This window comes from Acidiferrobacter sp. SPIII_3 (assembly GCF_003184265.1).
In the GTDB taxonomy this organism is placed as follows: domain Bacteria; phylum Pseudomonadota; class Gammaproteobacteria; order Acidiferrobacterales; family Acidiferrobacteraceae; genus Acidiferrobacter.
The window spans coordinates 445,357-465,698 of the sequence record NZ_CP027663.1; the positions used below are offsets into that span (position 1 = coordinate 445,357).

The 20,342-nt window shown below is 66.2% G+C and carries 20 protein-coding genes, 1 tRNA gene and 1 pseudogene; 13 read left to right on the top strand and 9 right to left on the bottom strand.

From position 1 onward, the window contains the following. Positions 1 to 29 precede the first annotated feature (29 nt). From C4901_RS02320 to hslU, 3 genes are all read left to right on the top strand, one after another. Entirely contained in the window at positions 30 to 215 is a 186-nt protein-coding gene (locus tag C4901_RS02320) for a hypothetical protein (RefSeq protein ID WP_110135962.1), read from the top strand. A gap of 65 nt (positions 216 to 280) precedes the next feature. Continuing rightward, complete coding sequence (hslV, locus tag C4901_RS02325) at positions 281 to 823, top strand: ATP-dependent protease subunit HslV (protein WP_110135963.1); 543 nt, start codon at positions 281 to 283, stop codon at positions 821 to 823. Then, positions 823 to 2,166: an ATP-dependent protease ATPase subunit HslU gene (hslU, locus tag C4901_RS02330; RefSeq protein WP_110135964.1), complete on the top strand. Its 1,344-nt coding sequence runs from the start codon at positions 823 to 825 to the stop codon at positions 2,164 to 2,166. The genes hslV and hslU overlap by 1 nt, the downstream gene beginning before the upstream one ends. A gap of 104 nt (positions 2,167 to 2,270) precedes the next feature. Here the strand turns inward: hslU and C4901_RS02335 are convergent, their stop codons facing one another. Further along, the gene (locus C4901_RS02335) at positions 2,271 to 4,634 is read right to left on the bottom strand and encodes a plasma-membrane proton-efflux P-type ATPase (protein WP_205736138.1); all 2,364 of its coding nucleotides are present in this window, start codon (positions 4,632 to 4,634) and stop codon (positions 2,271 to 2,273) included. A 49-nt stretch (positions 4,635 to 4,683) separates the two neighbouring features. Continuing rightward, positions 4,684 to 5,175, bottom strand: coding sequence for a CBS domain-containing protein (locus tag C4901_RS02340; RefSeq protein ID WP_110135965.1), 492 nt, complete (start codon positions 5,173 to 5,175; stop codon positions 4,684 to 4,686). An 872-nt stretch (positions 5,176 to 6,047) separates the two neighbouring features. On the opposite strand from C4901_RS02340, the gene C4901_RS02345 reads away from it, so the two are divergent. From C4901_RS02345 to slmA, 4 genes are all read left to right on the top strand, one after another. Then, positions 6,048 to 6,497: an Hsp20/alpha crystallin family protein gene (locus C4901_RS02345; protein WP_110135966.1), complete on the top strand. Its 450-nt coding sequence runs from the start codon at positions 6,048 to 6,050 to the stop codon at positions 6,495 to 6,497. A gap of 147 nt (positions 6,498 to 6,644) precedes the next feature. Next, positions 6,645 to 7,523, top strand: coding sequence for an acetylglutamate kinase (argB, locus tag C4901_RS02350; RefSeq protein ID WP_110135967.1), 879 nt, complete (start codon positions 6,645 to 6,647; stop codon positions 7,521 to 7,523). A 25-nt stretch (positions 7,524 to 7,548) separates the two neighbouring features. Beyond that, positions 7,549 to 7,812 (top strand): hypothetical protein, encoded by a 264-nt coding sequence (locus C4901_RS02355; RefSeq protein ID WP_145960596.1) that lies wholly within the window; start codon positions 7,549 to 7,551, stop codon positions 7,810 to 7,812. Positions 7,813 to 7,815: 3 nt separating this feature from the next. Next, entirely contained in the window at positions 7,816 to 8,412 is a 597-nt protein-coding gene (slmA, locus tag C4901_RS02360) for a nucleoid occlusion factor SlmA (RefSeq protein ID WP_110135969.1), read from the top strand. Here slmA and C4901_RS02365 read toward each other — a convergent pair. The 7 genes and pseudogenes from C4901_RS02365 to C4901_RS02395 all read right to left on the bottom strand — a co-directional run bounded on the left by C4901_RS02365 (position 8,409) and on the right by C4901_RS02395 (position 15,282). Beyond that, complete coding sequence (locus tag C4901_RS02365) at positions 8,409 to 8,813, bottom strand: hypothetical protein (RefSeq protein ID WP_205736139.1); 405 nt, start codon at positions 8,811 to 8,813, stop codon at positions 8,409 to 8,411. The two genes, slmA and C4901_RS02365, sit on opposite strands and share 4 nt — an antisense overlap. Before the next feature lie 8 nt (positions 8,814 to 8,821). After that, positions 8,822 to 9,678 (bottom strand): annotated as a pseudogene (locus tag C4901_RS02370) (SDR family oxidoreductase). 174 nt (positions 9,679 to 9,852) lie between these two features. Beyond that, the gene (locus C4901_RS02375) at positions 9,853 to 10,599 is read right to left on the bottom strand and encodes a HesA/MoeB/ThiF family protein (protein ID WP_240611812.1); all 747 of its coding nucleotides are present in this window, start codon (positions 10,597 to 10,599) and stop codon (positions 9,853 to 9,855) included. Next, complete coding sequence (prmC, locus tag C4901_RS02380) at positions 10,592 to 11,446, bottom strand: peptide chain release factor N(5)-glutamine methyltransferase (protein ID WP_110135971.1); 855 nt, start codon at positions 11,444 to 11,446, stop codon at positions 10,592 to 10,594. The genes C4901_RS02375 and prmC overlap by 8 nt, the downstream gene beginning before the upstream one ends. Then, entirely contained in the window at positions 11,443 to 12,525 is a 1,083-nt protein-coding gene (prfA, locus tag C4901_RS02385; RefSeq protein WP_110135972.1) for a peptide chain release factor 1, read from the bottom strand. The genes prmC and prfA overlap by 4 nt, the downstream gene beginning before the upstream one ends. Next, complete coding sequence (gene hemA / locus C4901_RS02390; RefSeq protein WP_110135973.1) at positions 12,525 to 13,784, bottom strand: glutamyl-tRNA reductase; 1,260 nt, start codon at positions 13,782 to 13,784, stop codon at positions 12,525 to 12,527. The genes prfA and hemA overlap by 1 nt, the downstream gene beginning before the upstream one ends. Next, positions 13,753 to 15,282, bottom strand: a complete 1,530-nt coding sequence (locus C4901_RS02395) for a hypothetical protein (RefSeq protein WP_145960597.1) — start codon at positions 15,280 to 15,282, stop codon at positions 13,753 to 13,755. The genes hemA and C4901_RS02395 overlap by 32 nt, the downstream gene beginning before the upstream one ends. Before the next feature lie 85 nt (positions 15,283 to 15,367). Between C4901_RS02395 and C4901_RS02400 the strand changes: the two genes are divergently transcribed. The 6 genes from C4901_RS02400 to C4901_RS02425 all read left to right on the top strand — a co-directional run bounded on the left by C4901_RS02400 (position 15,368) and on the right by C4901_RS02425 (position 20,342). Beyond that, complete coding sequence (locus tag C4901_RS02400) at positions 15,368 to 17,089, top strand: tetratricopeptide repeat protein (protein ID WP_168185502.1); 1,722 nt, start codon at positions 15,368 to 15,370, stop codon at positions 17,087 to 17,089. Then, entirely contained in the window at positions 17,089 to 17,694 is a 606-nt protein-coding gene (gene lolB, locus C4901_RS02405; RefSeq protein ID WP_110135976.1) for a lipoprotein insertase outer membrane protein LolB, read from the top strand. The genes C4901_RS02400 and lolB overlap by 1 nt, the downstream gene beginning before the upstream one ends. Continuing rightward, the gene (ispE, locus tag C4901_RS02410) at positions 17,691 to 18,566 is read left to right on the top strand and encodes a 4-(cytidine 5'-diphospho)-2-C-methyl-D-erythritol kinase (protein WP_110135977.1); all 876 of its coding nucleotides are present in this window, start codon (positions 17,691 to 17,693) and stop codon (positions 18,564 to 18,566) included. Before lolB ends, ispE begins: the two co-directional genes overlap by 4 nt. Then, positions 18,546 to 18,620: transfer RNA gene (locus C4901_RS02415), tRNA-Gln, on the top strand. The genes ispE and C4901_RS02415 overlap by 21 nt, the downstream gene beginning before the upstream one ends. A 60-nt stretch (positions 18,621 to 18,680) precedes the next feature. Then, the gene (locus tag C4901_RS02420) at positions 18,681 to 19,616 is read left to right on the top strand and encodes a ribose-phosphate pyrophosphokinase (protein ID WP_205736279.1); all 936 of its coding nucleotides are present in this window, start codon (positions 18,681 to 18,683) and stop codon (positions 19,614 to 19,616) included. A gap of 63 nt (positions 19,617 to 19,679) precedes the next feature. Then, positions 19,680 to 20,342 (top strand): 50S ribosomal protein L25/general stress protein Ctc, encoded by a 663-nt coding sequence (locus C4901_RS02425; RefSeq protein WP_110135979.1) that lies wholly within the window; start codon positions 19,680 to 19,682, stop codon positions 20,340 to 20,342.

The window sequence follows — 20,342 nt, forward strand, 5'->3', positions numbered from 1 at the left end:
GAATGCCGAATGCCCGGGGGGAGGGTACGATGGTCAAGACTGACGGGATTCCCGGTCGCGTGCGCACCGCGACCTATTGTGGCCCGGATCGCCGGCACCGGGTCCGGCGGACGCGTGGTGATCGGCGCGCCATGGTGCGCTGGGAGCCCGACCAGGGGGGGCGCCGCCAGAACGAGGGCCGACGCGCGACCGACAATCGCTTTCTCGGTCGCTGACGGCCCCTTGCCTTTGGCGGGATGCGCCTCCACATGGGGTGCATGCATCTTCGCGGGAGGCTACGTTGGAGCAGTTTCACGGCACGACCATTTTGTCGGTACGCCGCAACGGACGCGTTGCGATCGGTGGGGATGGCCAGGTTACCATGGGCCATACCATCATGAAGGCCAATGCGCGCAAGGTGCGTCGGCTGTATAAGGAGACGATCCTGGCGGGCTTCGCGGGTGGCACTGCCGATGCGTTCACGCTGTTCGAGCGCTTCGAGGCCAAGCTCGAGAAGCACCAGGGGCATCTCACCCGGGCCGCCGTCGAACTCGCCAAGGATTGGCGCACCGATCGTCTGCTGCGCCGTCTCGAGGCCCTGCTGGCGGTGGCCGACAAGGACGCCTCGCTCATCCTGACGGGTAACGGTGATGTGATAGAGCCCGAGGACGGGCTGATCGCCATCGGGTCGGGCGGGCCTTACGCCCAGGCCGCCGCGCGCGCCCTGCTGGCTCATACCGATCTCGCGGCGCGCGACATCGTCGAACGCGCCTTGCATATCGCCGGGGATATCTGCCTGTACACGAATCACAACCTCACCATTGAAGATCTGGGATACGCCTGATGTCGGAGATGACGCCGCGGGAAATCGTGCAGGAGCTCGACCGTCATATCGTCGGTCAAGGGGCGGCCAAGAGGGCGGTGGCGATCGCGCTGCGTAATCGCTGGCGGCGCGCGCAGGTGCAGGATGCCGAGCTGCGCATGGAGATCACCCCGAAGAACATCCTCATGATCGGCCCGACCGGCTGCGGCAAGACCGAGATCGCGCGCAGGCTCGCGCGGCTTGCGCACGCCCCATTTCTGAAGGTGGAGGCAACCAAATTCACGGAAGTCGGCTATGTCGGACGCGACGTCGATTCCATCGTGCGTGACCTCGCGGAGATCGCCGTCAAGATGATGCGTTCGCAGGAGATGGAGCGGGTGCGCGCCAAGGCCGAGGATGCCGCCGAGGAGCGGGTGTTGGATGCCCTGATCCCGCCGGCCCGCGAGAGCGCCTACTCGCTTACGCGTTCGCAGGCCGAGCACGACGGCGGGGCGGCGCGCCAGCGCTTTCGGCAACGCCTGCGCATGGGTGAACTCGACGATACCGAGATCGAGGTCGAGCTGCGTGCCGGGCCCTCGGGGGTCGAGATATTCGCGCCACCGGGCATGGAAGAGATGACAAGCCAGCTGCAGGGGATGTTCCAGAATCTCGGCAACAAGCAGACCAAGCTCAGGCGTCTCAAGGTCCGTGAGGCCATGAAGCTTCTGACCGAGGAGGAGGCGGCCCGGCTCGTGAACGAGGACGACATGAAGGCGCGCGCCATCGATCTTGTCGAACAGCATGGCATCGTCTTCATCGACGAGATCGACAAGATCGTGGGGCGCGCGGAGAACCAGGGGGCGCAGGTGTCGCGGGAGGGGGTGCAGAGGGATCTGCTGCCGCTCATCGAGGGGTCTACGGTGTCCACCAAGTATGGGATGGTGCGCACCGACCACATCCTGTTCATCGCCTCGGGGGCGTTCCATGTGGCCCGCCCGTCCGACCTCATCCCGGAACTGCAGGGCCGTCTCCCGATCCGCGTGGAGCTCGATGCCCTGACCGCTGATGATTTCGAACGCATCCTGAAGGACACCCACGCCTCGCTCACCGAGCAGTATGCCGCCTTGCTCGCGACCGAGGGTCTTACCCTCGACTTCCAGCGCGACGGCGTGCGCCGCATCGCGGAACTCGCCTTTCAGGTGAACGAACGCACCGAGAACATCGGCGCGCGCCGCCTGCATACACTCATGGAAAGGCTTCTCGAGACTGTCTCCTACGAGGCCCCCGACAAGAGCGGCACGGCGGTCGCGGTCGATGCCGCCTACGTAGACGACCATCTCTCGGCGCTGGCCGGCAACGAGGACCTGGCGCGCTATATCCTCTAGGCGGCGTCCCCGGCGCCGCGGGGATCCATTCTTGCATGCGGCCCGGCCCGCGCGCGCAAGAAAAAGGCCCTCGCGAGGAGGGCCTTCAAGGTTAAGGCGCGATCTTAGGCGGCGCCGGCCTCGACGGGTCGCGAGCTCGGGGAGCGCAATAACGGCACCTTTATGAGATCGAGCAGCGTCACAAAGAGGATTGTGAACGCAAGCAGCAGGCCGATCGCCGACCACGCAACGGGCGCCATGAACACCCCGAAGTGCGCGAGCACGGAGACCATGATGACGTCGCCCACGATCGCGAGCAGCAGATAGGTGCCCGGGCGCGAGGACCACATATAGGAGCGCTCGCGCACCAGAAGCACGTTGGACAGACCCGAATACACGAGACCCAGGAAGCTCAGGGTGCGCAGTTCGGGGATGGGCAGGCCCATGACGTCCTTACCCACGCCAAACACCGCGAAGATGTAGACGAGCCATGCGATGGCAATGATGACCGAGGTCTTGATGAGCACGCGCACGTTCCAGATGTCCGGTTCACGCGACACGCGCACGTTGTCGTTGGCAATCGACATGGTCACGAAGTCATTGGCGAACAGCAGCAACAGCACGAGCAGCGGCGTCACCACGAAGTGCCGGAACACGATCAGCCCAAGGCTCAGAAACACCGCCACCTGTATGGTCTTCACGATCTTGTTCAGGGTGTAGGTCAAAAGCCGCTGATAGACCCGCCGCCCGGTCTTGACCGCCTCCACCACCCCCTTAAGGCCGGATTCGGTCAGCACCATGCTGGCCGCCGCCTTGGCCACGTCGGTGGCGGTCGACACCGCGATCCCGACCTCCGCCTGTTTCAAGGCCGGCGCGTCGTTCACGCCGTCGCCGGTCATCCCGACCGTGTGTCCGACGTTCTGGAAGGTCTGCACCAGGCGGAACTTGTCTTCCGGATAGACGCCGGCGTAGATGTCACAGATGTCGCCCTTGGCGATCTCGTCGCGGCCGCCGATGACCACCCCCTCCATGCCGAGCTCCGCGGCCACGACCCGCGCGGTCGCCATGCTGTCGCCGGTCACCATGCGCACCCTCACGCCCAACTGGCGGAGATCGGATATGATGCCGCGCGCCTCGGGGCGTGGCGGGTCGGCAAGCGCGATCAGTCCCTTGAACGAAAGCGCCCCCTCGCGGCCGGCGGCGACCCCGAGCACGCGTGCCCCGCTCGCGGCGAGGTCGGCGATCGCGGTCTCCCAGAACTCGCCATCGGCGCCGGCGAGCTTGGCCACCACGTGTGGGGCGCCCTTCACCGCGCGCCATGTCTCGCCGTCGCGCAGGAAGGTCGCCTCGGAGCGTTTGGTGGCCGGGTCGAAGGGCGTGAAGCCGGTCTTTTCGGGGGCGCGAACACCGGTCTCCGCAAGCCGCGCCAGGATCGCCTTATCCAAGGGGTCCTGGGTGCGTTCGTCGCTTGCGAGCGCACCCATGAGCAGCAGGTCGGCGTCGTCCACGCCGTCGGCCGTCTGCATGCCCGAGAGCGTGAGTTCGTTCAGGGTCAAGGTCCCGGTCTTGTCGCTGCAAAGCTCGTTCATGGCCGCCGATTCCTCGATGGCCGCAAGCCGCGTGAGCAGCACACCCTTGCTCGACAGATCGAGTGAGGCCACGGCGCTCGTGAGCGTGAAGGTCGCGGTGAGCGCGACCGGCACCGAGGCGACGAGCAAGATGAGCGCAAACGGCATCACCTTCAGGAGCGAAAGCCCGGTGATGGCCGCGTAGATGAGGATCGCAATCACCAGCGCGGCGTCCATCAGCAGCAGATAACGGACGATGGACATCACCAGCTCCTCGGCATGGCTGCGGCTCCCGGCGCCGCGCATCAGCTCCGCGGTCTTGCCAAAGAAGCTCTTGCTGCCGGTCGCCGTCACGCTGCCGCTCGCCTCTCCGCGACGCAGTACCGACCCCGAATATACGACCTCCCCCGGCTCGCGCTCCACCGGCACCGATTCCCCGGTGAGCGCCGATTGATCGACCAGCACCTGCCCCTCGGCGATCACAAGATCCGCGGGCGCGAAGTCGCCGACGCGCAGATGCACATAGTCCCCGGGCACGAGCTCGGAGGAGGCGACCTGCTTCCATGCGCCATCGCGCAGCACGCGCGCCATGATCTGCAGGCGCGTCCTTAGCATATTGAGGGCGTTCTGGGCCTTTTGCTGATGCATGAAACCGAGGATGGCGTTGAATATCAGCAGAAAGCCGATGATGAGGCCTTCGATGTTGTTACCCATGATGATCTCGAGGACCAAGGTGGCCTCGAGCATCCACGGCACCGGCCCCCATAGCTTTTTGAAAAACAGCCGGAACGGATTGGGTTTGTCCTCGGCGATGACATTCGGTCCGTGCTCGGCCAATAACCGCGTCACCTCTTCGCTGGTCAGGCCCTTGGGGTTTACCACATGATCACTCTTGTGCTCGCTCGCTGCCTCGCCCATCATAACCCTCCTCGTGTCCGTTGCTGTCCCCCGATCATCGCTACCGCCTGCCCTATACGCGCGGCTTTAACTGCGGCTTCTTGCCGCCCTGACCAAGTTTGTGGTCGAAGGTCTCCTTCAAGACCGCCTTGTGGACGTCGCCGATGCTGAGGATGCCGACGAGCTTGTGGTCCACGGCCACGGGAATGCGCCGGATCTTGTGGGCGATCATGACCGCCACCGCGCGCAGGATCTGATCCTCGGGCCCCACGGTAAACACATGGGCGGTCATGAATTCCGAGACCCGCGCATCCATGACGTCGCGAAACTCGCTGTCGAGATCCCCGAACTGCACGGATGCCGACAGCTGGATGGCGTCGCCGATTTTTGGGTACAAGGCCTGTAGCACGTCTTTCTCGGATATCACGCCGACGAGGGTCCCGTCCTCGGTCACCACCGGCAGACCGCTTATGTGGTAGAACCCGAGCACGGTCGCCACGTCGCGCAGCGCGCTATCCGGCCGCACGGTCTTCATTTTCGTGGTCATGACGTCTTTTACGAGCATAACGGACCTCCATAGGTGGAACGGTGCGATTCCCAGCGCTCGGTACCCTGATACTTGTGCAACCAGCCTCCCGGGAATATGGAAGATATAAATGACGGCTGACGCAAAGCCGGAGAACCTGGAGACGGCGCTGCATCAAGGCCTAGGACTATAGGACGCACCCGCGCGGGCCGCAAGAACGGGAACGACGCGTGCGCGGGGTATGGCGGGAGAAAAAGACTATCGGGGTGGATAAAGACGTTCTATAGATAGTTGGAGGCAAAAAAACCGTACCCTATACAAACACACAATGTTCCGTTATGACTTGATTTATCTCAATGAAACACAAAGGAAATTTGCCGGATCGCTCTCGGAGGCGAGACGGCATTTCTCACAGGATTTAAATATATAACGAAACACTGGCATTAAGCGAGACAATGAGTCCGTAAAAAAATCAAAAGCGCGGACCGTCCGGACAGCGGCTATCGGGAGGCGAAATGGTGGCCTGCGCGGGTTGGCCCGCCCCTGCGCATATGTGCCGGGACGCCCCGGTCACGCCGGCGCCGGCGGGCCACGCGCCGCCGTTTCGCCTGTCCCGGGCCGCGGGCCAGCGAGGTGGTGGTGCCCTACAAGACCCCGGGGCGGCAGTCACACCGGGGCGTCGGACCTCATGGCGGGCCGCCTGGTTCCCGACGCGACGGCGGGGTTGGGCGGGCGGTATGAGAGGGATGCGCAAAATCATGGTGCGGCCGGTCCACGTGGCCGTGCGGGCGGGCACGCAGGGCGGCTGGGTTGTGCGGGAAAGCCCTTGAAAACCAGGGTGCAGACCCCAAATTACTACCCGTCACGGGGAGCCGTTCCCCGGAAACCGCTATCATCAGGAGGTGATTATCATGGCAGCTTTGATGCCGAGCCCGACGAATTCGGGATGGACCCTTGTGAACGATGAGCTGGACAATCTGTTGGAGGGCTTTTTCCGGCCCCTGCGGCGCCGGGCCGAGAATGGCGTGGCGACAGGCGCGGTACCGGCCATGGACGTGACCGAGCGCGAGAACGAGTATGTGATCCGCATGGACATGCCGGGCGTCAATCGCGAGGATATCGACATTACACTCGCCGAGGGTGTATTGACGGTCTCCGGCGAGGTCAAGCGCCAGCATGAGGATAAGGCGGGCGACCGCCTGATCCGCGAGGAGCGCTGCTACGGCAAACTGTCGCGCAGCGTGCGTCTCGGGTCGCATATCGACGACAAGAAGGTGTCGGCGAACTATAAGGATGGTGTACTGGAGCTTACGCTGCCGAAGGCCGAGGAGATGAAGCCGAAGAAGATCACGGTCGCCTAAGGCCGCGCGACGCGCCTTGAGGGCCCCCATTTGGGGGCCCTTGTCGTTTGTGGTCCGAACCCCCGGACAACACCAGGGGTTGTCGTGCGCGGCTGACATGACGCCGGAAATCAGGTACCTTGTGCCGCACTTACGCGGGAGAACCCTGTGCCGTCTTCGTCGTCCGTCGGCCTCCTCATCGAGGCGCTTCCCTATATCCGAAAGTTCCAAGGCAAGACCTTCGTGATCAAATACGGGGGCAACGCCATGGTGGATCCGGCCCTGAAGGATGGGTTCGCGCGCGACATCGTGTTGATGAAGCTCGTGGGCATGAACCCGGTCGTGGTCCATGGCGGCGGCCCCCAGATCGGCCGGCTGCTTGCGCGTATCGGCAAGGAAAGCCAGTTCGTGCAAGGGATGCGCGTCACCGACCAGGAGACGATGGATGTCGTCGAGATGGTCCTCGGGGGGCTCGTCAACAAGGAGATCGTGCACCTGATCAATCGCCACGGCGGTAAGGCGGTGGGGCTGTCCGGCAAGGACGGGGCCATGATAAGGGCCCGCAAACTGGCCCTGCACGCGGTCCCGGGCGAGGGCCTGCCAAGCGAAATCATCGACATAGGGCATGTCGGCGAGGTCACGGGCATAAACGCGGAGCTCGTGAGCCTGCTCGACGGGGGCGATTTCATCCCGGTCATAGCCCCGATCGGGATCGGCGACGACGGGGCGACCTATAATATCAATGCCGACCTCGTCGCCGGCTATCTGGCGGCGACCCTGGGTGCTGAAAAGCTGTTGTTGCTGACCAATACCGCCGGTGTTCTGGGGGCGGACGGACAGCTGATGGCGCGTGTCGATGCCGCGCATGTCGAACGGCTGGTGGCCGAGGGGGTGATCCACGGCGGGATGCTCCCCAAGGTGCGTTGTGCGTTGGACGCGGTGGCCGCCGGGGTCGGATCGGCGCATATCGTCGACGGGCGCGTCGCCCATGCGGTATTGCTCGAGGTTCTGACCGACGACGGCGTCGGCACGTTGATCCACGCCTGACAGGGCTGACTATAAAGGGGGGATGATGGATAAGTCGGCAATCGACCGGTATTTTGCCGCGACGCCCGCGATCGCCATGCTGTGCTCGCAGAACGGCTGGCCGGATAATGACAGCCTCACAGTCGAGATCCTGGAGCAGGGCGAAGACAGCGCGCTCTGCGGTGTCTCGTTCGAGGAGATCCTGGTCGAGGGGGCCGGGTGCGTGGCGGGGCGGGTGCCCTGCTGGGGGCGGTTTCGCGTACAGTGGGATGCGGCCGGTCGGATCACGCACGCGATGCGCGTGATCTGAGCCATGGCCCGGCCACGTCGCGGCGAGCGCCGTCAGGAGATCCTGGAGACCTTGGCGCGCCTTCTCGAGGAGAGCTCGGGGGCGCCCATCACCACCGCCCAGCTGGCGTCGGCGGTGGGTGTGTCCGAGGCCGCACTCTATCGGCATTTTCCCAGCAAGGCGCGGATGTTCGAGGCACTGTTCGAGTTCATCGAAGAAAGCCTCTTTACGCGCATCAACCGCATCGGCGCAGAACCGGTCGCGAGCTCCATCAAAATCGGCCAGGTTCTGCATCTGTGGCTGGCCTTTGCCGACAAGAATCACGGGCTTGCGAACCTGCTCCAGGGGGCGGTGCTGGCCGGAGAGCACGAGCGCCTGCGCGACCGGCTGGCGCAACTCTATGAGCGTCTGGAGACCCACCTGCGCGCCCTCTTGCGGGACGCCCATCTCCCCCCGGGCCTGCCTGCGCCCTCGGTCTGCGCCCAGCTCTTGCTGGCGACCGCCGACGGGCGCGTGGCGCAGGCCGTGCGCACGCGATTTCGCATATCGCCGCTCGCCGAGTGGGACGCCCAGTGGGCGGTTCTTAGCGCCGCGCTGTTCGCCCACGAGTTGGCATCTTAGGCCTTGGCGTGGGGTCGGCCGGGCTTCTTGTGGCCGGCCGCGCCTTTGCCGGGGCCGCTATGGGCGGCCTGCGCGGATGGTTTGTGACCATGGCCCGCGCCGTCGCTGGACGATGAGTGCGCATGCGCGCGTTCGATGAATTTCGAGAACCGGCTTTCATGGCCGTCGGCGGTCTCGTCCTGATAAAGAAAGGCGAGTTCGCGTTCGTCGAAGGTCTCGAAGAAGCTCTCCCAGGAGATCGGCTCGAGTCGGTCTTCCCCGCGGCGGTCCGGAAAATCCACGCGCAACATGCCGCCCCCCGAGGGGTCGCCCGTGGACTTCACGCGCGCCGGCGTGCCGCCGCGCTGCTCGATCCAGTGCTGGATCGTGCCATGATCGGTCGTGACCTTTCCTGTCGTCATAAACCCTCCTAACCGTTGATGACCATGCCCCCGTTGGGATGCAGGACCTGCCCGGTCATATAGGACGCATCCTGAGAGGCGAGGAAGACATACGAGGGCGCCACCTCAGCTGGCTACCCGGGGCGCTTCATGGGCACCTCCTGGCCAAAATGGGATACGCCCTCGGCGCTCGTAGTCGAGGTGATAAGCGGCGTCCAGATCGGTCCCGGGGCCACCCCGCTGACACACGGATCCCGCGCTCGACGGGCGCCTGCGAGAGCGAGTGCGTGAAGGCCACGATGGCGCCTTTCGTGGCCGCGTAATCGATGAGATGCGGATTGCCCTTGTAGGCCGTCACCCAGGTCGTATTGATGATCGCGCTCCCGGGTTTCAGATAGGGCAGCGCCGCGCGTGTCAGATGGAAGTATCCGAAGAGATTGGTCCGGAACGTCCGTTCGAGCTGCGCGGCGGTGATCTCGGAGAAACCCTCCACGGGGTGTTGTTCGCCGGCATTATTGACGACGATGTCGACGGCCCCGAATGCCTCCACCGCGCGCTCGATCGCCTCGCGGCAGAACGCCTCGGCGCCGATGTCCCCGGACAGTATCAGACAGCGACGACCGATGGCCTCCACGCGCCTTTTCGTGTCCAGCGCGTCCTCGTGCTCGTCTCGGTATAAAAGCACGCAGTCCGCCCCCTCCTTGGCAAAGGCGAGGGCCACCGCGCGCCCGATCCCCGAGTCGCCGCCCGTGATCACGGCGGTACGCCCGGTCAGTTTGCCGCACGCCCGGTACCCTCCCTCGGAGTCCGGTTGCGGTCGCATGACGCCCTGATGGTCGGGCATGGCGTCCTCGTGCTGCGGCGGCGATCGGCCTTGCTGATCCATGCGCTTGCCTCCTGTGTTAAGCGCGCTATTGTGGGGCGCGTGCGCGCCGCCTTTCATCGTTACTAGGTCGGAGGGCGTGGCCGCCCGCCTGGCGGGTGCGCATGGACCCACAATGGGCTGTCGGCGGCGAGGGTGACGCGGGGCCGGGCCTTGGAAGAACGCCGCCGGCGGTCCTCAGGACCGGGTTTTGCACACCGGGCAGTCGGGGTCCCGGTGACGCCGGACGCGACGGCTCTCCAGCGTTGCGCCATCGAATACCCACAGATCGTGGGATAGGGGCGTGGGGATACCGGCCAGTATTTTCATGGCCTCGGCGGCCTGCAAGGTGGCGAGCGCCCCGGCCACAGGCCCCAGGACCCCGCGCTCGGAACAGCTCTCGGTATCCTCTCCGCCCTCGGGGTACAGGCAGCGATAGCAGCCGGCGGCGGTGTCGCCCGGATGCACCACGAGCAATTGGCCCGTCATGCGGATCACCGCCGCCGACACCAGGGGGATGGCGGCCTGCGCGCAGGCCTCATTGATGGCAAAGCGCGTGGTGAAATTGTCGGAGGCATCGCACACCAGGTCGACGCGCGCCACCTCCTCCGTCAGGCGCGCGCCGAGCAGGCGCTCCGGGACGAGGCGCAGGCCGTTCGCCCCCAGGGCCGCGAGGGCCTCGCGCGCGGCATCGGTCTTCAGCTGACCGACATGACGGTCGGCGTACAGGATCTGGCGCGGGAGGTTGGAGAGGGCCACGGTGTCGGGATCGGCCAGCACGAGTTCGCCGACCCCGGCGCGCGCCAGATACAAGGCCACGACCGAGCCGAGACCCCCCAGGCCCACGATCAGCACGCGCGCGCGGGTGAGACGCAAGACCCCCTCGACACCCATTTCCGGCAGGAAGATATGGGCGCTATGGCGCAGGAGTGCGGCGTCATCCACGCCAAATCCCCCCGGTTGCGCGCGGGTGACCCGCATAGTCGGGGTGGGTGACGACGTCGGTGAGGCCCGCGCGTTCAAAGAGTGACCGCACCGGGCCATCCTGCCGGGCGCCATGCTCGATGAGCAGACGACCGCCCGGGCGCAGGACGCGTACCGCCGCGGGGATCAATGCGGCGATGGCGCGCAGGCCGTCGATCCCGCCATCAAGGGCGCCGCGCGGCTCGTATCGCAACCCGTCGCCGTCGAGACAGGGGTCGGTGCTCTCGATGTAGGGGGGGTTGCTCACCACGAGATCGCAAGAGCGCGCGGCGATCGCGTCGGTCCAGGAGCCGTTCCAGAAGGCCACGTCGAGCCCCAAGGCCGTGGCGTTGGCGCGCGCCACGGCAAGCGCCGCGGGGCTGTGATCGCAGGCCGCGACCAGCGCCCGCGGCCGCTCCTTTTTGAGGGCGAGCGCCACCGCCCCCGACCCGGTCCCGACATCGAGATAACAAGCCCCCTCGACGACCGGCGTGTCCAGTGCCCGCTCCACCAGGATCTCGGTCTCGGGTCGCGGCACCAGCACATCTGGTGTGACGGTAAGCGCAAGCGACCAGAATTCGGCGTGCCCGACGAGGTAGGCAAGCGGCTCGCCGAGCGCGCGGCGCGCGATGAGCGCACGCCAGCGCGCCTCGTCCTCGGGGTCCAGCCCCTCGGCCCTACCTGCCGCCAGCAGCCGCGCCAGCGGGCGCCGCAGGACATGGCAGCCGAGCGCCCATACCTCCTGCGCGGGGCAGCGCGGCGGCCGCCCGGCGGGCCACCCGGGGTTCGGACGTGTGACCTCCGTCAGGAAGGCGCGCACGGTCGTCATTCGAGGGCGAGCGCGGCGAGCTGTTCGGTCTGGTCCTCGGCGATCAAGGCGTCGATCAGTTCGTCCAGGTCGCCTTCGAGGACGCGCTCCAGGCGGTAGAGGGTGAGATTGATGCGATGATCGGTCACCCGCCCCTGGGGAAAGTTATAGGTGCGTATGCGCTCGGAGCGGTCGCCGCTGCCCACGAGCCGGCGGCGCGTGGCCGCCTCCTGCTCCTGTTTGGCGCGTAACTCCTGTTCACGCAGTCGCGAGGCCAGGATCGACAGCGCCCGCGAGCGGTTCTTATGTTGCGACCGCTCGTCCTGGCATTCGACGACAAGCCCCGTGGGGAGGTGCGTGACGCGAATCGCGGAATCGGTCTTGTTGACATGTTGGCCACCGGCCCCCGAGGCGCGAAAGGTGTCGATCTTGAGGTCCACCGGGTTGATCGTGATCTCGCGCTCTTCCACCTCGGCCATCACCGCCACCGTGCACGCCGAGGTGTGGATGCGTCCCTGCGCCTCGGTGAGCGGCACGCGCTGGACCCTGTGTCCCCCCGATTCAAACTTGAGTCGTGAATAGACCGAGGGGCCCGCCAATCGCGCAATGATCTCCTTGTAGCCCCCATGTTCGCCGTCGCTTGCGTGGACGATCTCCATCTGCCAGCCCTGGCGCGCCGCATAACCCGCGTACATGCGATAGAGGTCACCCGCGAACAGCGCCGCCTCATCGCCGCCGGTGCCGGCGCGCACCTCAAGGAAGATGTTGCGTTCGTCATTGGGATCACGCGGCAACATGAGACGCTTGAGGTCCGCCTCGCAGGACTCGCGCAAGCGGGTGAGCGATACGATCTCCTCGCCCGCCATGGCGCGCACGTCGGGGTCGGTATCTTGCAGCAGGGATTGGGCGGCGGCCATCTGCTCCTCGGCCCGGCGCCAGGCCGCGAAACGCTCCACCACCGGGGTGAGTTCGGCGTGTTCGCGCGACAGCCGCCGGAAGCGTTCCTGGTCCTGGGTCACGAGCGGGTCCGAGAGCTCGGCTGTGGTCTCCTCGAGCCGCGATGCCAGGCGTTCGAGCTTGGTGGTCAGCGAGGCCTGCATCAGGACGCCTTGTCGTCGAGCTGGAACAGGGCGCGGGTTGCGCCGACCAGATCGAGATCGCTGCCGGTCCTGGCATCCCGCAAGGTCGTGCTCGGGGCGTGCATGAATTTGTTGGTGAGGGCATGGGCGAAGCGCAGCAGCACCTGCTCGGCGGGCTCGCCGCGCTCCAGCGCCCGCCGGGCGCGTTCGAGCTCGGCGTCCCGCAAGGCCTCGGTGGCGGCCCGTAGCGCGCGTACCGTGGGCACCGAATCCAGTGAGCGCACCCAGCGCATGAACTCGATCACCTCGCCTTCAATGATGGTCTCCGCCTGACGAGCGGCGGCCTGACGCGATTCCATGTTCTCCTCTATGACGCCTTTCAGGTCGTCTATGGTGTACAGATAGACGTCAGGCAGCTCGCCGACCTCCGGCTCTATGTCGCGTGGCACGGCGAGATCGACGAGAAACATCGGCCGGTGCTTGCGCGCCTTCAGTGCGCTTTCCACCGCGCCCTTCCCAAGCAGTGGCAGAAGACTCGCGGTGCAGGAGATCACGATATCGGCGCTCGCCAGATAGTCCGAGAGCTCGAGAAGCGACACCGCCTCGGCCCCGTAGATGCCCCCGAGGCTGCTTGCGCGTTCGACGGTCCGATTGGCCACGATCATGCGCCGGATCCCTTGCTCCTTCAGGTGGCGGGCGGCCAGCTCTATCATTTCGCCGGCGCCGATCAAGAGCACCGTCTGATGAGACAGATTGTCGAAGATGCGCCGGGCGAGACTCACGGCCGCGTACGCCACCGACACCGCATTGGCGCCGATGGCGGTGTCGGTGCGCACCTGCTTTGCGACCGAGAAGGTGTGCTGGAACAGGCGATTCAAGAGCTTGCCGGTAGTCCCGGCCTTGTGGGCCGCGGCGAACGCGGTCTTCATCTGCCCCAGTATCTGCGGTTCCCCGAGGACCAGGGAGTCGAGGCCGGAGGCCACGCGAAAGGCGTGCGCGACCGCGAGCCGGCCATCATGAACATAGAGATACGGACGGACCGTGCGCGGGGTGAGCCTGTGGTAGTGACAAAACCAGTCGATCAGCGATTCGTCGGAGGCGCTGTCCAGGCCGCAGTAGAGTTCCGTGCGGTTGCAGGTCGACAGGATCGTGGCCTCGCCGGCCCCGGCCTCGGTCACGGCGCGCAGGGCATCGGGCAGGGTCTGCGGATCAAAGGCCGCCTGCTCGCGGAGTGCGACCGGTGCGGTTTTATGGTTGATGCCCAGTGTTACGAGGTGCATGGTCTTTGGACCGAGACGGAGATCCCCAAATCCGGGCCGCGGCGACGGCCTCGAATGTTATAACGGCGACTGCCAGGACGGCCCGTATCGGATGGGAGGCCGCGCCTGTCCATCCGATGACGATCACCGCGATGTCGGCCAACGCCAACAAGACATATCCCAAGGATACCATAAACCCCGGAAAGGCGCGGCGCGCCAGGATCAGGGCAAACGCCGCCCCGGCGGCGAGCAGGGATGCGAGGAACAACTCACTATCGGGACCGAGGCCGCGGATCGCCCACAACGCCGCACCGAGCGCGGCGGTGGCCATCAAGGGCTGGAGGCGGGGAAGCGGCCAGCGCTCCCGGCCGAGGGCCTCCTGCTGGCTTTCGAGGGCGGCGGCGGTGAGCAAGAGCAGGCTCGCCCTTAAAGTCTCGCTCACCCACGGGCCGAGACCAATGGCGGCCATGAGTCGGCGGCTACCCGCGACGCCGGCGCCGAGGAGTGTCACGACGTCAGGGCCGTGATCGAAGAAGTGTGTCCATGCCCCTATGTCCGGGAGGGCGCTTACCGTGGCCACGAGGAAGGCCACTGCGCACGCGGCCTCCACAAGCAGGGTGAGGTAGATAGCCGACAACGGCCGGCGGCTCATGGGGTTGTCCCCGAATGGCGCCAGGGCCGCGGCGAAGGGTAGCGCGCAGGCCAAAAGCGGGAGCGCCATGGTCAGGTGTCCCTGACGGAGTCGCGGGATGACAAGCGGCGGATGACTTACAAGGGCGGCCACGAACAGGCATACCGTCACCGCGACGAGCAGCAAGGCCCCGACCGCCCCATAGGCGGGGCGCGACGCCAGGCGCTGTGCGCGCTTTTTCTGGATCAGCATGACCAATAGCAGGCCGTAAAAGAAGAGCGGTGCGACCGGGGTCAGGCGCTGATAGGGTCCGATGACGATACGCACCGTGCCGTGGAGCGCAAGCGGCGCGGAGAGACCAATCGCCGAAAACAGCACGCCGATGGCCGCGACCAGCAGCAGGCCGCCGGCGAGGTCGGCGCGCCGGGCGAGTAGCAGCGGAATCAGGCGGTCGGCGGCGAGATACAAGACGACAAAGGTCAAAAGCGCGCGGCTGCCATGCGCGGCAAGGCCCGCCCAGACGAGCGCGAGAATGGCACTTGTGAGCACGCGCGCGATGCTGTTGGCGGTACGCCATGCGCTCGGTGCCTGAAGCCGGCTCTGGGCGAGCGCGCAGGCGGCACCCACGGTGGTGCCGGACAGGAGGATCGCGAGCAGCGCCGGGCCCCAACCAAAGCGCAGACCAAAGGCCGCGCCCGCCAGGAGCAGCGGGGTTCCGAGGAGGCCCAGGTCATGGAGCCCGGCGACGACCCCCGGGCCTGCCGCGGCGGTCGGCTCTGTACTATAATGGCCCGGGCCTTCCCCAAGCGCGAGCGCGAGCCGGCCCAGGAAGCGGTAGGCCAAGGCCAGGACCGGGATGGCGATCAGGGGGAGTAGAATCAAGTTCATGGCACAAGGTCTCCCGCGGGCTTTCGGAGAGCATAGACGCTCACGGCCGCGACGGGTCCCTATCCTATCAGTGAATGGGAGCGTTATGAGGCAGGGTCTGTGGCGGGCGGCGCTCCCGGTCTTGGCGCTCGGTGTTTTGGCGGGCTGCGCAACGACCGCCCCGCGATCCGTGTCCGCCCCGCGGCCCCGTCCGTCCGCGACCGCGAGCGTGCATCCCCCGGGTCGGCTCCTTTATCATGTCCTGCTCGGCGACATCGCCGGCCAACAAGGGCACCTGGGACAGGCCGCGAAGGCCTTCGGGCGCGCCGCGCAAGAGACGGGTGATCCGGGCTTGACCCGGCACTCGGCGCTGCTCTCGCTCTACGCCCGCCGCTATGCCCAGGCCCGGCAGTTGACCAAGTTGTGGCTCGCCCAGGCCCCGCAGAGCGTGAGCGCGCGCGCCGCCCTGGCGGATGCCGATCTCGGTCTGACCCGGATCGCCGCCGCCGAGCGGGAGTTTGCGCAGGCCCTGACCCAGGCCGCGGTCCAGGAGGGGCCGGAGGGTCGCGCCTTTACCTTCGAGCACATAGCGACGCTGCTCCTGCGCCACAGGCGCGCCGTGCTGACCGTGACGGTCATGCGGGCCTTGACCCGGCTCTACCCGAAAGACCCGATCGGCGAATACGCCCTGGCCGAGCTTGCGCGTCACAGCCATGAGCGCACGGCGGCGCTGCGCGCCGTGAATGCGGCGCTGGCCTTAAAGCCCCATTGGGAAGGTGCCGCGGTCTTGAAGGCGCGCATCCTGTGGACCATCACCCCGCGCCGGGCCTTGGCGTTTTCCGCGCGGTTTTTACAACGCAATCCGTCGGCGACACGGTTGCGTCTCGACTATGCCCGGCGTCTCGTCTCACTCCAGTATTGGCATCGGGCATTGACGCAGTTTCAGATGATCGCGGCCGCCGCCCCCAACGACCCGCGGGTCCTGTATGCCGCAGGCCTGATTGCCTTACGCTCCCACGAGTTTGCGCTCGCGAGATCCTATCTCAAGCGCAGCCTGGTCCTGGCCCCGAACGATGCGCATGCCAATCTGTATCTGGGTGAGATCGCCGAGACCCAGAAGCGTTATGCGCGCGCGCATTATTACTACGCGCGCGTCGGCAAGCCCTACCGCTTCACGGCCATGATGCGTGATGGCCTCATGCTGCTTGCACAGTCCGCCCCGCATCTTGCCTGGGCCCGCCTGGCGCGCATAACCGCGCGTACCCCGGCCCAGGCCGTGGCGCTGGCGCTGGCGCGCAATGAGGTCTTGATGGCCCTGGGGCAATACGCCCAGGGGCTTGCGATCGTGAACGCCGCCATGGATCACGCCCCCGATCCCGATGTCCTGCTCTACGCCCGTGCCCTGGATGAGGAGAAGCTCGGTGCGGTGGCGCAGGCCGAGCAGGATCTGAAGCGGCTGGTGGCCGCCCACCCGCAGAGCGCGACGGCCCTCAATGCCCTCGGCTATACCTATATCGACAACGGCCAACACGAGCGGCGCGGCCTGGCCCTCGCCCGGCGGGCGCTGGCCCTCGCCCCCGGAAATCCCGATATCCTGGATAGTGTCGGTTGGGGTTATTATCGCGAAGGGCATCCGAAGACCGCCGTGGGCTATCTTCAGAAGGCCTTCGATCTGTCGCACGATCCCACGATCGCCGCGCACTTGGGCGCCGCGCTCTGGGGCTCCGGGCAACACGCGCGCGCCTTGCGTCTGTGGCGCGGGGCGCTCACGAAGGCGCCGGGCAATAGCGCCCTCAAGGCCGAACTCGCCAAGCACCGGGCGCTCTGATGCGGCGATTCGTCGCGGGCCTCCTCGCCATTCTGCTGGCCGGCTGCGCGGTCACGCCCCCGATTACGGCCCGTCATCCCCGGCGGGTGTGGCACGCGCACCGCATGCGCATGATGGCGATCCGGCGCTTTCGCGTGTCCGCCCAGGGCGCGGTGCGTGCCGGCCACCACGGTGGGTCGCTGGCGTTGCGTTGGATCGTGGGGCCGGCGGCCTATCAGATGACCGGCTACGGGCCCTTCGGGCGCCTCATTTTTCGTTTGCGTGCCGACGCCACGGGCGCGCGCCTGCGCACCAGCCGCGGCCATTTTGAGGGCGCGAGCGCCTCGCGCCTCTTGTGGCGCTTGACCGGCTGGCGCTTGCCGGTGGCGGGTCTGCGGTTTTGGATACGCGGGATTCCGGGGCCCGGACCCGTGGCCCGTCGCCGGCTCGATCGCGCCGGACTTTTGGCGTCCCTGCGCCAGGACGGTTGGACGATCCGCTATCGCCGCTACCACCACACGCCCAGGGGCCGGCTGCCGCGCCTCCTGACGCTGACACATGCCGTCACCAAGGGCCCGGGTCCGGTCGTGGTGACGATCCGGATCAACAGGTGGGATGTGACATGAGCAACGAATGGCCGGCGGTTTGGCCGGCACCGGCCAAGATCAACCTGTTCCTGCATGTGGTGGGTCGCCGGCCCGACGGCTATCACGAACTTCAGACCATCTTTCAGTTCATCGATTGGCAGGACGATCTGCGGTTCACGGTCCAAGACGATGGCGTGATCACCCGCGCCCATGATGTGGCCGGCATCGACGCTGATCGAGACCTCACCGTGCGCGCCGCCCGCCGCCTGCAGGAGGCCTCGGGGAGCCGCCTCGGGGTCCATATCCATATGACCAAACGCCTCCCGATCGGTGGGGGGTTGGGCGGGGGAAGTTCGGACGCCGCCACCACCCTGCTGGCCCTGAACGCCTTGTGGGGGCTCGATTGGTCCCTGGATCGTCTCGCCGAGCTCGGGCTCTCCCTGGGCGCCGACGTGCCGGTGTTCGTGCGCGGCGTGTCGGCCTGGGCGGAAGGGGTGGGCGAGCGCTTGACCGCCGTCGATCTGCCCGAGCCGTGGTATGTGGTGATCGTGCCCGACGCCTCGGTCTTGACCGGACCGGTCTTCGCCGGGCTTCATTTGACAGGCTTTCGGCGGCCCATCACAATACGCGACTTCCGTGCCGGGCAGGGAGATAATGACCTCGTGGCGGTCGTGCGCGCCCGCTATGAGGCGGTCGACGAGGCGTGGCGCTGGCTGGAGGCCTACGGGCGCGTGCGGATGAGCGGGTCGGGCGCATCGCTCTTCATAGAGGTGCCGGATCCGCATTACGGGCAAGATGTGGTGGTGGCCTGTCCGTCGCGCTGGCGCGCGTGTGTGGCGCGCGGGCGCAATACCCATCCCGTGCATGCACTGCTACGCGCGATGACGCATTGGGGTGTCGCCAAGCGGTAAGGCACCGGATTTTGATTCCGGCATTCCCAGGTTCGAATCCTGGCACCCCAGCCATTTTTATCGGTACGGAACAGTTTTCAGAAGATCCGCGAGGAACCCGTGTCAACAGACAATATGGCGGTCTTCACGGGCAACGCGAACCCGGCGTTGGCCGAATCCTTGGTCCGGCATCTGGGTATCCCGATCGGCAAGGCGCATGTCGGGCGTTTCAGTGATGGCGAGATCCAGGTGGAGATCATGGAGAACGTCCGTGGCAAGGATGTCTTCATCCTTCAGCCCACGTGCGCGCCGAGCAACGACAACCTCATGGAACTCTTGATCCTGATCGATGCGGTCAAGAGGTCGTCGGCACGCCGCATCACGGCGGTGATCCCATACTATGGTTATGCCCGCCAGGACCGCAGGCCGCGCACGGCGCGTGTGGCGATCGCCGCAAAACTGGTGGCGGATATGGTGAGCGGTGCCGGCGCGGATCGCGTGCTGACCATGGATCTGCATGCCGATCAGATTCAGGGTTTCTTCAGCATTCCGACCGACAATATCTACGCCGGTCCGGTGCTGCTGGGCGATATCTGGCGCCACAGCTACGACAACCTGCTCGTGGTGTCGCCCGACGTCGGGGGTGTGGTGCGCGCCCGGGCGCTCGCCAAGCACCTCGATGCCGGGCTTGCGATCATCGACAAGCGCAGACCCAAGCCCAACGAGGCCAAGGTCATGCATATCATAGGCGAGGTGGAGGGACGGAGCTGCGTTCTGATGGACGATCTCGTGGACACCGCCAACACCCTGTGCGAGGCAGCCACTGCCCTGAAGGCCAATGGCGCGGTGCGGGTCGTGGCCTATTGTACCCACGCGGTCTTATCCGGGCGCGCCGTAAATCGCATCGAGGGGTCGGTGCTCGATGAGCTCGTGGTGACGGATACCATACCGTTGGGTGCGCAGGCCCGTTCCTGCGTGAAGATCCGGCAGCTGAGCGTAGCTGAGCTGCTCGCGGAGACCATAAGGCGTATCGCGGACGAAGACTCCGTGAGCTCGCTCTTTATGGACTAATCGGTCCGGCCGCGGGACGTCGGCGGGCCTTGGTCGCGGGGCCCCCTTATCGAGGAAGTGGTCATGAGTGGAAAATTTGAGTTGAACGCCGAGATGCGCAGCGCAAAGGGTACGGGTGCGAGCCGCCGCCTGCGCCGCGCCGGCAAGGTGCCGGGGATCCTCTACGGGGCGGGCAAGGATCCGGTCATGCTGTCCTTCGAGCATGATCCGTTGTGGCATCAGACCCGCCATGAGGCATTTTATACATCGATCCTGTCGATCAAGGTCGACGGCGAGGTCATCGACCAGGCGGTCTTGCGGGATCTGCACATGCATCCCTACAAGCCGCGCGTGGCGCATGTGGATCTGCAGCGGGTGAGCGCCAGCGAGCGCCTGCATCTGCCAGTGCCGCTGCATTTCATCAATCAGGAGACCGCCCCCGGGGTGAAGCTCCAGGGCGGCCTCATCGCGCACCTCATGACCGAGGTGGACGTGTCCTGCCTGCCAAGCCAGCTGCCCGAGTTTTTGACGGTCGATGTCGGCAACCTACGGGTCGGCGAGTCCATCCATCTGAGCAACCTCACGGTACCCGAGGGTGTGACCCTGACGGACCTCGCGCACGGCAACGACCCGGCGATCGTCACCATCACCGTGGTGCGTGAGACGGTCGAGGCGGAGACGGCCCCGGCCGCCGAGGCGGCGACCCCGGCCCCGGAGGCCCAGGCCCCCAAGGCGGAAGGGAAGTAG

Excerpts from the sequence above, each read along its gene's own strand:
- ispE (WP_110135977.1), top strand. The coding sequence starts at position 17,691 with ATGAGCAACGAATGGCCGGCGGTTTGGCCGGCACCGGCCAAGATCAAC.
- slmA (WP_110135969.1), top strand. The coding sequence starts at position 7,816 with ATGGCCCGGCCACGTCGCGGCGAGCGCCGTCAGGAGATCCTGGAGACC.
- C4901_RS02365 (WP_205736139.1), bottom strand. The coding sequence starts at position 8,813 with ATGACGACAGGAAAGGTCACGACCGATCATGGCACGATCCAGCACTGG.
- C4901_RS02425 (WP_110135979.1), top strand. The coding sequence starts at position 19,680 with ATGAGTGGAAAATTTGAGTTGAACGCCGAGATGCGCAGCGCAAAGGGT.
- hslU (WP_110135964.1), top strand. The coding sequence starts at position 823 with ATGTCGGAGATGACGCCGCGGGAAATCGTGCAGGAGCTCGACCGTCAT.
- hemA (WP_110135973.1), bottom strand. The coding sequence starts at position 13,784 with ATGCACCTCGTAACACTGGGCATCAACCATAAAACCGCACCGGTCGCA.
- C4901_RS02355 (WP_145960596.1), top strand. The coding sequence starts at position 7,549 with ATGGATAAGTCGGCAATCGACCGGTATTTTGCCGCGACGCCCGCGATC.
- lolB (WP_110135976.1), top strand. The coding sequence starts at position 17,089 with ATGCGGCGATTCGTCGCGGGCCTCCTCGCCATTCTGCTGGCCGGCTGC.
- C4901_RS02340 (WP_110135965.1), bottom strand. The coding sequence starts at position 5,175 with ATGCTCGTAAAAGACGTCATGACCACGAAAATGAAGACCGTGCGGCCG.
- C4901_RS02320 (WP_110135962.1), top strand. The coding sequence starts at position 30 with ATGGTCAAGACTGACGGGATTCCCGGTCGCGTGCGCACCGCGACCTAT.
- C4901_RS02395 (WP_145960597.1), bottom strand. The coding sequence starts at position 15,282 with ATGAACTTGATTCTACTCCCCCTGATCGCCATCCCGGTCCTGGCCTTG.
- C4901_RS02345 (WP_110135966.1), top strand. The coding sequence starts at position 6,048 with ATGGCAGCTTTGATGCCGAGCCCGACGAATTCGGGATGGACCCTTGTG.
- C4901_RS02400 (WP_168185502.1), top strand. The coding sequence starts at position 15,368 with ATGAGGCAGGGTCTGTGGCGGGCGGCGCTCCCGGTCTTGGCGCTCGGT.
- prmC (WP_110135971.1), bottom strand. The coding sequence starts at position 11,446 with ATGACGACCGTGCGCGCCTTCCTGACGGAGGTCACACGTCCGAACCCC.
- C4901_RS02335 (WP_205736138.1), bottom strand. The coding sequence starts at position 4,634 with ATGATGGGCGAGGCAGCGAGCGAGCACAAGAGTGATCATGTGGTAAAC.
- C4901_RS02420 (WP_205736279.1), top strand. The coding sequence starts at position 18,681 with ATGGCGGTCTTCACGGGCAACGCGAACCCGGCGTTGGCCGAATCCTTG.
- prfA (WP_110135972.1), bottom strand. The coding sequence starts at position 12,525 with ATGCAGGCCTCGCTGACCACCAAGCTCGAACGCCTGGCATCGCGGCTC.